We start from the raw sequence: 12418 nt of genomic DNA on the forward strand, positions 1-12418 counted from the left end.
TACTGTCGCCTCGGGCCGCCTTGACGCGCCGGGCGGCGTTGCTTGTCGCTTGTGTGGCCCGCCACACGGCGCTCCGCGCGCCTTGCCCTGCACGCCAAATCGACCCGCTTCTCCGCACACCAATATGGAACCCGCGCTAATTTATGCAGATCGTGGCACCCAATGTATTTTGGGAACGACTTGGGCAAAATCGGCGCAGGAGACCAGCCGCATGCTCATGGATAATGTCCCGGGTTGGCGTATCCGGAAAATTGCTTAATCAATCTCGTCATGGCAACGAGTATTGTTAGATATATGAACGATTCGTTGCGTTACAGAAAAGACGTACGATGCTCAGGCATTAGCAATCATGCGTCGTAGGAATTCTTTAAACTGACCGACTTCTTCTTGTGTAAAGCCGCGCAAATGATGATTCAGCGCATCGACGGCAACCTGAATCATCTGTTCTGCCATTTCATGGCCTTTTTCAGATAACGTAACTTCCACGACACGGCGGTCAGCAATACTTCTGCAGCGCTGAACAAAACCTTTTTCTTCGAGCCGGTCAAGGAGGCGCGTCATGGCTCCGGTGTCCGTGGCAAATTCCCGGGCAAGATCTGCAGCAGTATTCAAGTTGCTAGAAAGCAGCTTCATAAAAATACCTAACTGGGCATGCGTCATATCAAACTCGGCAAGACGCCGATCGAGTGTAACGGAGAGCTGACCGCCAGCGCGTTTTAAAAGATAGCCAATGCTTTCGGCCGAGGTATAGGTTTTCAGGTTATATGGGTGAGACATGGCACGTGCAGTTGGCAAGAGGATAGGAAGTGCTCAATGTAGATGCCTAGGCAGTTAGCGTCAAGGCAGTAAATGCTTGGGCAAAGAATTGTAATATGGATATATATGCCACACTTGCGCGGAATATTCCCCTAGCTGCCGTGCCTTGCTTTCAGGCGAGAAGGTATAATTCGCGCCATGAATACACGCACCGATCCTCAGCTGGATGCGCTCCGCGTTCCTCCACATTCCATTGAAGCAGAACAGTCCGTTTTGGGCGGTCTATTGCTCGATAATGCCGCGTGGGACCGCATTGCGGATTTCGTGCATGAAGACGATTTTTATCGGTATGACCATCGCATCATCTTTCAGCACATCGTCAAGCTGATCAATGCCACCAGGCCGGCGGATGTCATCACGGTCTATGAAGCGCTCACTGGTAGCGGCAAGGCCGACGAAGTCGGCGGACTTACCTATCTGAATGCGCTTGCGCAGAACACTCCATCGGCGGCGAACATTCGCCGCTATGCAGAAATCGTCCGCGACCGCGGCGTTTTGCGTAAGCTGATTACGGTTTCCGACGAAATTTCGGGACAGGCCTTTAATCCTCAGGGCAAAGAAGTTAAACAACTTCTCGATGAAGCCGAATCCAAGATCTTCGCGATTGCAGAAGAGGGTGCGCGGGGTGCACAGGGTTTCCTGGAAATCCAGCCGCTGCTGACGCAGGTCGTCGAACGTATCGATGAACTCTACAACCGCGATAATCAGAACGACATCACGGGCGTACCCACCGGCTTCGTCGATCTGGATCGAATGACTTCGGGTCTGCAGCCAGGCGATCTGGTTATCGTGGCGGGTCGTCCATCCATGGGTAAGACGGCATTCTCGATTAACATCGGCGAGAACGTGGCGATCGACAGCGGTCTGCCGGTTGCTATCTTTTCGATGGAAATGGGTGGCGCCCAGCTCGCGATGCGTATGTTGGGATCGGTCGGACGTCTGGATCAGCATCGCTTGCGTACCGGGCGCCTCAATGACGAGGACTGGCCCCGGCTCACGCATGCGATTCAGAAGATGAACGAAGTCCAGATCTACATTGATGAGACTCCTGCACTGAGTTCAATTGAATTGCGCGCCCGATCACGCCGGCTGGCTCGGCAATGTGGCAAGCTCGGACTCATCATCATCGACTACCTGCAGTTGATGTCCGCAAATTCCGCGGGTGAAAACCGTGCAACCGAAATTTCGGAAATTTCCCGAAACTTGAAGGGGCTCGCAAAAGAACTTAACTGCCCCGTGATTGCGTTGTCACAGCTGAACCGTTCATTGGAACAGCGTCCGAACAAGCGGCCCGTGATGTCTGACTTGCGCGAATCCGGCGCTATCGAACAGGATGCCGACGTTATTCTGTTTATTTACCGTGATCAGGTCTACAACCCCGATTCGCCGGACAAGGGCACTGCCGAAATTATTATTGGTAAGCAGCGTAACGGCCCGATCGGCACTGTTCGGCTGACTTTCCTGGGTGAGTACACCAAATTCGATAACTATACCGGTGGCAACGCGGTATTCGACAACGAATAAAGACATAGGCATTCGGCGGCCGACTTGAGTCTGCCGCCGCCAGAACATTAACAATTTGACTTTTTGAGAGTGCAATTATGTTTGGACGATTGATGCCCAATGAGGGCAAGTTCTTCGAGTTGTTTGTCCAGCACGGGGAACTGTGCGTAAAAGGGGCGAAGGAAATGGTTGCCCTGATGACTAATTTCGACGACCTCGAAAACCGCGTGCATGCCATTGAAGGCATCGAAAAACAGGCGGACAAGGTAACCCACCAGACTTTGGACCTCTTGCACAAGACGTTCATTACACCGCTCGACCGCGATGACATTCACAAACTGATCACCCGCATGGACGATATCCTGGACTTGCTGGAAGATGCAGGCCAGACAATTTCCCTGTATGACATCAAGGCTATTACACCCGAGGCAAAGCGGCTTGCCGAGCTTTGCCATGCCTGCACGGAAAAGGTAAAGGCTGCGGTGGGTTTGCTGCACAACATGGACAATTCAACGCAGATTCTTGGGATCTGTGAGGAAATCGATCGTCTCGAATCCGACGCTGACCACGTGATGCGGGCAGCAATGTCCAAGCTGTTTCGCGACGAACCGGACGTGCGCAATCTGATCAAGCTGAAAGCGATTTACGAGATTCTTGAAACCGTGACTGACCGTTGCGAAGACGTTGCCAACATCATTGAAGGCATCATCGTCGAAAACGCCTGATGTAATTGTCCGCAGGAACCGCACGGCGACCTTACGCCGCCGGCCTTGGCTCGGAAACGTCGATGTGCGGGCGCGTTATGCGCACGGATCTAAACACAACAAAAATCTCATGCAAACCCTACAAATCAGCATTTACACACTTGCGTTTCTGATTGCGCTTGCCTTGCTGTTCGACTTCATGAACGGCTTTCATGACGCGGCAAATGCAATTGCTACGGTCGTTTCGACCGGTGTTCTCAAGCCGCAACACGCAGTGGCAATGGCAGCGTTTTTCAATGTCGTCGCAATTTTCTTCTTTCAATTGAAGGTTGCAACGACTGTTGGAAAAGGAACCATCGAACCTTCCGTCGTCGATCATTATGTCGTCTTTGGCGCGCTCGTCGGCGCCATTTTCTGGAATATCCTTACCTGGTACTACGGCATTCCATCATCTTCTTCCCACGCCTTGATCGGTGGTCTGGTCGGGGCTGCAGTCGCCAAGGCTGGAACCGGCGCTCTTGTTTCATCTGGCCTGATCAAGACGATCGCCTTTATCGTCCTGTCGCCGCTGCTTGGATTCGTTTTCGGCTCGATTATGATGGTGGTCGTGTCATGGCTCTTTGTGCGTTCTACACCACGTCGTGTGGACAAGTGGTTCCGGCGCGCCCAGTTGGTATCCGCATCGATGTACAGCCTTGGCCACGGCGGTAACGATGCGCAGAAGACGATGGGCATTATCTGGATGCTGCTGATCGCCGCTGGTTATTCAACGTCAACGGATGCACTCCCGATGTGGGTCGTATTAAGCTGCTATGCGGCGATTGGCTTGGGCACCTTGTTTGGTGGATGGCGCATCGTGAAAACCATGGGCCAAAAGATTACCAAGCTCAAGCCGGTCGGTGGATTCTGCGCTGAGACTGGTGGCGCGATTACCTTGTTCCTCGCCACCGCGCTCGGCATTCCTGTCTCGACTACGCATACCATCACTGGCGCTATTGTCGGTGTCGGCTCGTCGCGCAAGATGTCTGCAGTGCGTTGGGGTGTTGCCGGCAATATCGTCTGGGCTTGGATCTTTACCATTCCTGCATCTGCCTTCGTAGCCGCAATTGCATGGTGGATCGGTACAAAAATTCTTTAATCGAATCGACGCTATAAATGAAAAAGCCTGCACATGTGCAGGCTTTTTTGTTGGGTGTGCCAATCGTGCCAGTTACAACACGTCGCTCGCATGATCTGCCAGTCGCGAACGTTCGCCCCGAGCCAATGTGACGTGCCCACTGTGCGACCAACCTTTGAAGCGGTCAACCACATAGGTCAGGCCGCTTGAACCTTCGGTCAGGTAAGGTGTGTCGATCTGCGCAATATTGCCAAGGCAGATGATCTTTGTGCCCGGACCTGCCCGCGTCACAAGCGTCTTCATTTGCTTCGGCGTCAGGTTCTGTGCCTCGTCGATGATCAGGAACTTGTTGACAAAGGTACGGCCGCGCATGAAGTTCATGGATTTGATCTTGATGCGTGAGCGGATCAGATCCTGCGTTGCCGCGCGACCCCATTCGCCGGCGTCATTATCCGACTTGTTCAAAACTTCGAGGTTATCGTCAAACGCGCCCATCCACGGCGACATCTTTTCTTCCTCTGTGCCCGGCAGGAAGCCGATGTCCTCACCGACCGGCACGGTGACACGGGTCACGATAATTTCATTGTAGAGTTTGGTTTCCAGTACCTGCGCCAATCCCGCTGCCAATGCAAGCAAAGTCTTGCCGGTACCAGCCTGACCAAGCAAGGTAACGAAGTCGCACTCGGGGTTCATCAGCAGATTGAGGGCGAAATTCTGTTCGCGATTGCGAGAAGTAACGCCCCAGACACTGTTCTTTCCATGGGTGTAGTCACGCAGAGTTTGCAGCACGGCGGTTTTGCCGTTGATCTGCTTGACCTGTCCATAGAAAGACGCCTCGCCATTGTTGGGTTCCAGGAAAACAAACTGGTTGACCAGCAGGGAAGGGACGACCGGTCCAGTCACACGATAGAACGTATAGCCGGTACCATGCTTGTTTTCCTGCCAGGATTCCATGCCCTTGGCGTGCTTGTTCCAGAAGTCATCTGGCAACTGCACGATGCCGGAATACAGCAGGTCCGTGTCTTCGAGGACATGGTCGTTAAGGTACTCTTCCGCCGGCAGACCCATGGCTCGGGCCTTGATTCGCATGTTGATGTCCTTCGACACCAGCACCACTGGACGACCGGGGTACTGACCCTCGAGGGCACGAACCACGCCGAGAATCTGGTTGTCGGCCTTGCCGATCGGTAGTCCTTCCGGCAATTCCACGTTCTGCAGCCTGGTCTGGAAAAAAAGGCGGCCTTTTGCATCCTTATTGCCCAGCTTGGCGAGTGGAATCCCGTCTTCGATCTCGTGTTCAGCAACACCCGCGACAAGTGCATCGAGGGAACGCGACACCTGTCGCGCATTGCGTGCGACTTCCGACATTCCTTTTTTGTGATTGTCGAGTTCTTCCAGCGTCATCATCGGCAAATAGACATCGTGTTCCTCAAAGCGGAACAGTGACGTCGGGTCATGCATCAGCACATTCGTGTCGAGTACAAAGAGCTTGGTTAGACCAAGCTTGCCGGCCAATCGGCTGGAACTGGATTTAACGAGGCTATCGGCGGCCTTCGGCTTGGCGGTACGACTTTTTACGGCGGGCGCCTTTTCAGTTGTTTTGGCGCGTGCTTCAGGAGGAATTTCGATTACTTGCGGAGCGGATTCAACCAGCGTCATCACAGGTTTTACCGATTTGCCTTTCTCTGCCTTGGGGTAATCCTGCGGGGAGAGCATTGTTGCGGGTTTTGTCGGTAATTTGGGCAGTGGCATCAGGACCTCAATCTAAAAATGTATTGAATAGACGACTCGTCGGGGCCAAACGGTTGCACGGCGGGTTGCGGGTTGATTGAAACAGCGGGTTGGGAAAAACGAGTGCAATACAACCTGAGAAAAGAATGGTAAAGGATAGGGAAGCGATCGGGCAGAGCGATGATGCGTTCCGGAATGCAGAAACGCGAAGTAAAAAAGCCGTTTGAGGGGGAGGCTTGATGCCTCTTCCACAAACGGCTTTCGAAGAGAAAATTCTTTTAGATTCAATGGGTTCAGCGGTTACGCAAGAGCCTTCACGAACTCCAGTACTTCATCAACGTGCCCAGGCACTTTCACTCCACGCCATTCTTTCACCAATGTCCCGTTGCCGTCAATGATAAATGTCGACCGCTCTACGCCGCGTGCCTGTTTGCCGTACATGGTTTTCATTTTCATGACATCAAACAAATTGCAGACTGTCTCGTCAGGGTCCGAAATCAGCTCGAACGGCATGTCAAGCTTGGCCTTGAAGCCTTCGTGCGAACGGATGCTGTCCCGGCTTATACCGAATATCTCGGTGTTGGCCTCTTGAAACTGCGGATAGAGATCCCGGAATTGCATGCTTTCGGTGGTGCAGCCGGGCGTATTGTCCTTCGGGTAAAAGTACAGTACGAGTTTCTTTCCTCTGTAATCGGAAAGGCGAAACATCTGGTCGCCGGTCATTTCAGCCGAGAAATCGGGTACGGTCATATTAAGTGCGGACGGGCTTTCAGCCACAATGGTCTCCTGGTACAAATGTTTTGTCGTTTGTGACGACGATTAGTGCGTCTGCGGTCAACTGGTAATGAAGACCACACCCCTGATGTTATCGAATGTTCATTCAATTTGAAATGCCACATGTCACGAAAACCCGAATTGCCGGATAGGGTGCAGTAACAAATCAAGTATGCATAATCATATTGATCGAGGAACACGCTGTCTGTTCTCCGAACATGACGCGAAATTGACGCCTTTGTTCCGGCGGTGTTTGCCATATGCCTCCATATGGAGGTGCTTTGCAGAGTTTCAAGAAGGCAATCGTGCTGATGCCATCACCCCTGATAGGGGCAGGTACGGTGCCGCACAGGATACCGCTTGAAATGTACGGGTTTCAGGATCAGGTTTCGTCGAAGATCAGCGCAAGAGCAACCTTGCGTCCTTCGCCCATCAAGATGTTGTAAGTGCGGCATGCGGCCGGGTTATCCATGCACTCGACGCCAATGCGACGCGAAGTCAATGCCGCAATCAGGCGAGGGTGAATGAAGCGCTGACGCCTGCCAGTGCCAAGAATGACAACATCGGGCGAGACTTCGTCCAGCCGCGAAAAATCTTCTGCCCTCAGGGCGTCGAAGGATACGACTTGCCATTCCTGTGGCGGAGTCTCCGGCATGACGATTAGACTGTAGCTGAAGCGCCGGGCATTGATTTCAACGCCTTGCTCGTCATAAGCGGTAACGGTCTGATAATGTTGGGTGGGAGTTGAATGGAGCTTCATGGCGTAATAGACCCGCGAAAAGACATAAATTTCCGACAACAAGAAGAAAAAGAAGGGGCATTGTAGCCCTTCTCGGATTAAAAGGCGGCCGTACGCATTGATAAAACGGGTTGCTTTCGGCAAAATGGTTCTTTTGGCGGTGCAGCATTGCACGCCGTTATGCGTAAACCACGGGGAATATACCGAGTGCGACCGATTCAAAAGTCCAGGAAACTGGCAGACGTCTGTTACGACATCCGTGGCCCTGTCTTGGAAAAAGCCAAGCAGATGGAAGAAGAGGGCCACAAGATTATCAAGCTGAACATCGGCAATCTCGCCGTGTTCGGCTTCGACGCACCCGACGAGATCGTGCATGACATGATCATCAACATGGGTAATGCCGCCGGCTATACCGATTCCAAGGGCATGTTCGCACCGCGCAAGGCGATCATGCACTACACGCAGGAAAAGAAGATCGAAGGCGTCACGATTGACGATATCTATATCGGCAACGGCGCATCCGAGCTGATTGTCATGGGCATGAATGCCTTGCTCAACAGCGGTGACGAAGTTCTGGTCCCAGCGCCCGATTATCCGCTCTGGACTGCGGCGGTCAGCCTGTCCGGTGGCAAGCCCGTGCATTATGTCTGCGACGAGCAGTCCGGCTGGCTTCCCGATATCGAGGACATCAAGAAAAAGATCACCTCCAATACCAAGGCCATCGTTGTCATCAATCCGAACAATCCGACCGGTGCCCTCTATCCGGTCGAAGTGCTGCAGCAGATTGTCGACGTGGCGCGCCAGCACCAGTTGATCGTGTTTGCCGACGAAATTTACGACAAGACCCTGTACGACGGCGAACAACACACATCGATTGCATCGCTGGCTGATGATGTGCTCTTCCTTACGCTTAACGGTCTGTCCAAGAATTATCGATCCTGCGGCTATCGCGCTGGCTGGATGGTCGTATCCGGCGAGAAGAAGCCGGCCAAGGACTACATCGAGGGCCTGAACATGCTGGCGTCGATGCGCCTGTGCGCCAACGCGCCGGGGCAGTTCGCGATCCAGACCGCGCTGGGCGGGTATCAAAGCATTAATGATCTGGTAGGACCCGGTGGGCGCTTGCTCAAGCAGCGCGATCTCGCGCACAAGCTGCTCACTGAAATCCCCGGCGTCACCTGCGTCAAGCCGAAGTCCGCGCTCTACATGTTCCCAAAACTCGATCGGAAGATTTATCCGATCGAAGACGACCAGAAGTTTGCCTATGAACTCCTGGCCGAGGAAAAGGTCCTGATCGTTCAGGGTACCGGCTTCAACTGGTTCGCACCCGATCATTTCCGGGTCGTTTTCCTGCCGAACTCCGACGACCTGACCGATGCCATGGGGCGCATTGCGCGCTTCCTTGAAGGCTACCGAAAACGCCACGGCACGGCCTGAGGCTGCCGGTCCGTGACGCTGTCAGTCCGGCGTCGCCCGCCAAGGCGGGTATGCCGGGCCTGCCGAACCACATGTCTTCAGCAATGAGGGACGGCAGGGTGGTTTTCCGAAGGCTCTCGTGCGGCGATGGTCCTTGGCATTGGCCACTGGACGAACCGCCCAACATTCACCGCTTTTAACACAGACAACACTCGCTATGAAACCCATCAAAGTAGGCTTGCTAGGCATCGGAACCGTCGGTTCCGGGACATTTAATGTTTTGAAGCGCAATCAGGAAGAGATTACGCGCCGCGCAGGACGCAGCATTCAGATTACGATGGTGGCCGATCTCAATACCGAGCGTGCAAGGGAACTGACGAACGGTGAGTGCGAAGTCGTCAACGACGCCAACCTGGTCGTCAATCATCCCGAAATCGATATCGTCATTGAACTGATCGGCGGTTATGGCATTGCCAAAGACCTGGTGATGAAAGCCATCGCCAACGGCAAGCACGTCGTGACTGCCAACAAGGCGCTGCTCGCGACTCATGGCAATGAAATTTTCAAGGCCGCCCAAGAGAAGGGCGTCATGGTCGCCTTTGAAGCAGCAGTTGCCGGTGGTATCCCCATCATCAAGGCACTGCGTGAAGGCCTGACCGCAAACCGTATCCAATGGCTGGCCGGTATCATCAATGGCACGACAAACTTCATCCTGTCCGAGATGCGCGACAAGGGCCTGGATTTTGATGTGGTGTTGAAAGAGGCGCAGCGTCTCGGTTATGCCGAAGCCGATCCGACCTTCGACATTGAAGGCGTAGATGCCGCACACAAGGCGACCATCATGTCCGCCATAGCGTTCGGTATTCCGGTGCAGTTCGACAAGGCGCACGTCGAAGGCATCACCAAGCTGCAGGCAACCGATATCCAGTATGCCGAGCAACTCGGCTATCGCATCAAGTTGCTCGGCATTGCAAAGCGTACCTCCAAGGGTATCGAGCTGCGTGTGCATCCGACACTGATTCCGGCCAAACGCCTGATCGCAAACGTGGAAGGGGCGATGAACGCCGTACTGGTACACGGCGACGCGGTTGGGGCAACACTCTATTACGGAAAAGGCGCCGGTTCGGAGCCGACCGCGTCTGCGGTCATTGCGGACTTGGTCGACATCACTCGCCTTGCCACAGCCGACCCTGAACATCGCGTGCCGCATTTGGCGTTCCAGCCTGACGCGATGAACGACACGCCGATCCTGCCAATGTCGGAAGTCACGACAAGTTATTACCTGCGCATGCAAGTTGCGGATCAGCCGGGTGTACTCGCCGATGTCACCCGCATTCTCGCGGACTTGACGATTTCCATTGATGCGATGTTGCAGAAGGAGCCGGCAGAAGGCGAAACCAAGGCCGATATCATCATCCTGACCCATCAGACGCAGGAGAAGAACGTCGTCGCGGCAATTGCAAAGATTGAAACCTTGTCGACAGTGGTGGGCGAGGTAACGAAGATTCGTCTGGAACAGTTGAGCTAATAATAGCGAGAAGTCGTTTCAGTTCTGCATAAAAAAGGCGCCACACAGGCGCCTTTTTTACTTTCTAGCGATATGGGCATTGCGAATTAAATGTAGTCGAGCGATTACGGTATCGCATTGCCCTCCGCTCAGCGATGAATCACGATCAGCAAGGCCTTCACTTCCTCTGCCCCCGTATTGCGAATGGCATGCGGCTTGTCTGCCACGTAACGTGCGGTACCCCCGGATTTCAGGCTCTTGACGACGCCATCGACCTCAAGCTCCAGTGTTCCATTCAACAATGTCAGGTGCTCGACGGTACCCGGGTCATGGGGATTCGACTTCAGCGCACCCTTGCTCGCCAGCGTCAGCTCATACCATTCAAATTTCCCAGCCAGGTCCATGGGCCCCAGGATGCGCAACACGTAACCGGAATGATGGCCGGGAAGCGTAGGCGTTTCGTGCGGTTCGAGAATATGGATCGCTTCCGATTCCCGGGAGTTTGTGGCGAGTAATTCCTCAATGCCGATCCCAAGAGCATTGGCGAGCCGCCATGCTACAGCAATCGTCGGATTGGCCTTTTCGCGTTCAATCTGCGACAGCATGGATTTCGACACGCCGGCGGCGCGTGACAAGTCATCCAGCGTCAATCCGCGCTTAAGTCGAATCCTTTGCAGGGTCGCGCCAACTTCAGGAGGCGCACCAGGGGCAACAATATTTTTCATTAACACTCTTGCATTGTTGAAGTGGCTTGGCTAATATCCGTTATATTGAACTTTAGTTCGAAATAATGGATTTAATGAATTTCAGTGAACTCAATCGTAGCAGACGGTGGGACGCATAGATAGCAAAATGTTTCCTGCAACTTTAAACGGCAAAAGGCGGAGGCTGGCATGTCCACTAGCGGTGCAAAAGAGAATTTTTATACAGGGTTGGCGGCTGGCCTAGAGAATCTGCGCGAGCAAGGTCTGTTTAAGCCGGAACGCGTGATTGCGTCCCGGCAAGGTGCCGAAGTAGTCTGCGATGACGGCCGGCAGTTGATTAACCTGTGTGCCAACAACTACCTGGGCTTATCGGGTGACGAAGCAATGGTCCGCGCCTCTGTTGAGGCAACCGAAAAATACGGTTACGGCTTGTCTTCGGTGCGTTTCATTTGCGGCACCCAAACCGTGCACAAGCAGCTTGAGCAGGCTATTTCCCGCTTTCTCGGCACCGAAGACACCATTTTGTACGCAGCGGCCTTCGATGCCAACGGTGGCGTATTCGAACCCCTCTTCGACGAAAATGACGCAATTATTTCGGATGCACTGAACCACGCGTCCATCATCGACGGCATACGGTTATGCAAGGCTGCACGGTATCGTTATCAACATAACGACATGGCGGACCTGGAAAAGCAACTGGTGGCAGCGGCGGACAAGCGGCATAAGATCATTGTGACCGACGGCGTGTTTTCCATGGATGGCACCATTGCCCAACTCGACAAGATTTGCGATCTTGCCGACCGCTACGGTGCACTGGTCATGATCGATGAATGCCATGCCTCAGGCTTCATGGGTAAAACCGGTCGCGGTACGCATGAGCACCATGGCGTCATGGGACGCGTGGACATCATTACCGGCACGCTTGGCAAGGCCCTGGGCGGCGCAATGGGCGGCTTTACCGCGGGGCGCAAGGAAGTCGTCCAGACCTTGCGCCAGAAATCGCGCCCTTATTTGTTCTCCAATACGCTGGCTCCATCGATTGCCGGTGCGTCACTTGCAGTCCTTGAGCGGCTGTCGTGCTCCACCGAACTGCGCGATCGGCTGCATGAAAACACTGCTTACTTCCGCGCCGCCATTACCGAACTCGGATTCACGATCAAACCGGGAACGCATCCCGTGGTGCCGGTCATGCTGTTCGACGCGCCGCTGGCACAAAAATTCGCCCAGCGCTTGTATGACCTCGGCGTCCTGGTTACCGGGTTCTTTTATCCGGTTGTGCCAATGGGGCAGGCCCGCGTCCGGGTGCAGCTTTCCGCCGCTCATACACGCGAACAACTCGACCGTGCACTGTCGGCCTTCGGGCAGGCGGGGCGCGAACTCGGCATTTTGAAGAACTGAAGGAGCAAG

At 54.0% G+C, this 12418-nt stretch carries 11 protein-coding genes; 6 read left to right on the forward strand and 5 right to left on the reverse strand.

Going from position 1 to position 12418, the window contains the following annotated elements:
- Window positions 1-333 precede the first annotated feature (333 nt).
- Entirely contained in the window at window positions 334-777 is a 444-nt protein-coding gene (locus tag ACFQUU_RS24600) for a MarR family winged helix-turn-helix transcriptional regulator (protein ID WP_382250764.1), read from the reverse strand.
- A 177-nt stretch (window positions 778-954) separates the two neighbouring features.
- On the opposite strand from ACFQUU_RS24600, the gene ACFQUU_RS24605 reads away from it, so the two are divergent.
- The 3 genes from ACFQUU_RS24605 (at window position 955) to ACFQUU_RS24615 (ending at window position 4161) form a co-directional block, all read left to right on the forward strand.
- Entirely contained in the window at window positions 955-2340 is a 1386-nt protein-coding gene (locus ACFQUU_RS24605; protein WP_382250765.1) for a replicative DNA helicase, read from the forward strand.
- A 77-nt stretch (window positions 2341-2417) separates the two neighbouring features.
- Window positions 2418-3044 carry a DUF47 domain-containing protein gene (locus ACFQUU_RS24610; RefSeq protein ID WP_382250766.1) on the forward strand — a complete coding sequence of 209 codons (627 nt, stop codon included), beginning with the start codon at window positions 2418-2420 and terminating at the stop codon, window positions 3042-3044.
- Window positions 3045-3153: 109 nt separating this feature from the next.
- Entirely contained in the window at window positions 3154-4161 is a 1008-nt protein-coding gene (locus ACFQUU_RS24615; protein WP_382250767.1) for an anion permease, read from the forward strand.
- Between the two features lie 72 nt (window positions 4162-4233).
- On the opposite strand, the gene ACFQUU_RS24620 is transcribed toward ACFQUU_RS24615, so the two are convergent.
- The 3 genes from ACFQUU_RS24620 to ACFQUU_RS24630 form a co-directional block, all read right to left on the reverse strand.
- A complete protein-coding gene (locus ACFQUU_RS24620; RefSeq protein ID WP_382250768.1) occupies window positions 4234-5892 on the reverse strand; it encodes a PhoH family protein in 1659 nt (552 codons plus the stop codon).
- Between the two features lie 279 nt (window positions 5893-6171).
- Entirely contained in the window at window positions 6172-6621 is a 450-nt protein-coding gene (locus ACFQUU_RS24625) for a peroxiredoxin (protein WP_382250806.1), read from the reverse strand.
- Window positions 6622-7027: 406 nt separating this feature from the next.
- The gene (locus ACFQUU_RS24630) at window positions 7028-7405 is read right to left on the reverse strand and encodes an Mth938-like domain-containing protein (RefSeq protein WP_382250807.1); all 378 of its coding nucleotides are present in this window, start codon (window positions 7403-7405) and stop codon (window positions 7028-7030) included.
- A gap of 186 nt (window positions 7406-7591) precedes the next feature.
- Here ACFQUU_RS24630 and ACFQUU_RS24635 point away from each other — a divergent pair, with 186 nt between their 5' ends.
- Together ACFQUU_RS24635 and ACFQUU_RS24640 are read left to right on the forward strand one after the other, a co-directional pair.
- Entirely contained in the window at window positions 7592-8821 is a 1230-nt protein-coding gene (locus tag ACFQUU_RS24635) for a pyridoxal phosphate-dependent aminotransferase (protein ID WP_382250769.1), read from the forward strand.
- Window positions 8822-9017: 196 nt separating this feature from the next.
- Window positions 9018-10328, forward strand: a complete 1311-nt coding sequence (locus ACFQUU_RS24640) for a homoserine dehydrogenase (RefSeq protein WP_382250770.1) — start codon at window positions 9018-9020, stop codon at window positions 10326-10328.
- A 128-nt stretch (window positions 10329-10456) separates the two neighbouring features.
- On the opposite strand, the gene ACFQUU_RS24645 is transcribed toward ACFQUU_RS24640, so the two are convergent.
- Window positions 10457-11032, reverse strand: a complete 576-nt coding sequence (locus ACFQUU_RS24645; RefSeq protein WP_382250771.1) for a helix-turn-helix domain-containing protein — start codon at window positions 11030-11032, stop codon at window positions 10457-10459.
- Window positions 11033-11200: 168 nt separating this feature from the next.
- On the opposite strand from ACFQUU_RS24645, the gene kbl reads away from it, so the two are divergent.
- A complete protein-coding gene (gene kbl, locus ACFQUU_RS24650; protein WP_382250772.1) occupies window positions 11201-12409 on the forward strand; it encodes a glycine C-acetyltransferase in 1209 nt (402 codons plus the stop codon).
- The last annotated feature ends 9 nt before the right edge of the window (window positions 12410-12418 follow it).

Origin of the sequence: Herbaspirillum sp. GCM10030257 (assembly GCF_042666555.1) — a bacterium.
GTDB lineage: Bacteria > Pseudomonadota > Gammaproteobacteria > Burkholderiales > Burkholderiaceae_D > Noviherbaspirillum.

Bases quoted from the DNA above. Each gene is read 5' to 3' on its own strand.
- ACFQUU_RS24600 (WP_382250764.1), bottom strand. From the start codon at position 777: ATGTCTCACCCATATAACCTGAAAACCTATACCTCGGCCGAAAGCATT.
- ACFQUU_RS24605 (WP_382250765.1), top strand. From the start codon at position 955: ATGAATACACGCACCGATCCTCAGCTGGATGCGCTCCGCGTTCCTCCA.
- ACFQUU_RS24610 (WP_382250766.1), top strand. From the start codon at position 2,418: ATGTTTGGACGATTGATGCCCAATGAGGGCAAGTTCTTCGAGTTGTTT.
- ACFQUU_RS24615 (WP_382250767.1), top strand. From the start codon at position 3,154: ATGCAAACCCTACAAATCAGCATTTACACACTTGCGTTTCTGATTGCG.
- ACFQUU_RS24620 (WP_382250768.1), bottom strand. From the start codon at position 5,892: ATGCCACTGCCCAAATTACCGACAAAACCCGCAACAATGCTCTCCCCG.
- ACFQUU_RS24625 (WP_382250806.1), bottom strand. From the start codon at position 6,621: ATGACCGTACCCGATTTCTCGGCTGAAATGACCGGCGACCAGATGTTT.
- ACFQUU_RS24630 (WP_382250807.1), bottom strand. From the start codon at position 7,405: ATGAAGCTCCATTCAACTCCCACCCAACATTATCAGACCGTTACCGCT.
- ACFQUU_RS24640 (WP_382250770.1), top strand. From the start codon at position 9,018: ATGAAACCCATCAAAGTAGGCTTGCTAGGCATCGGAACCGTCGGTTCC.
- ACFQUU_RS24645 (WP_382250771.1), bottom strand. From the start codon at position 11,032: ATGAAAAATATTGTTGCCCCTGGTGCGCCTCCTGAAGTTGGCGCGACC.
- kbl (WP_382250772.1), top strand. From the start codon at position 11,201: ATGTCCACTAGCGGTGCAAAAGAGAATTTTTATACAGGGTTGGCGGCT.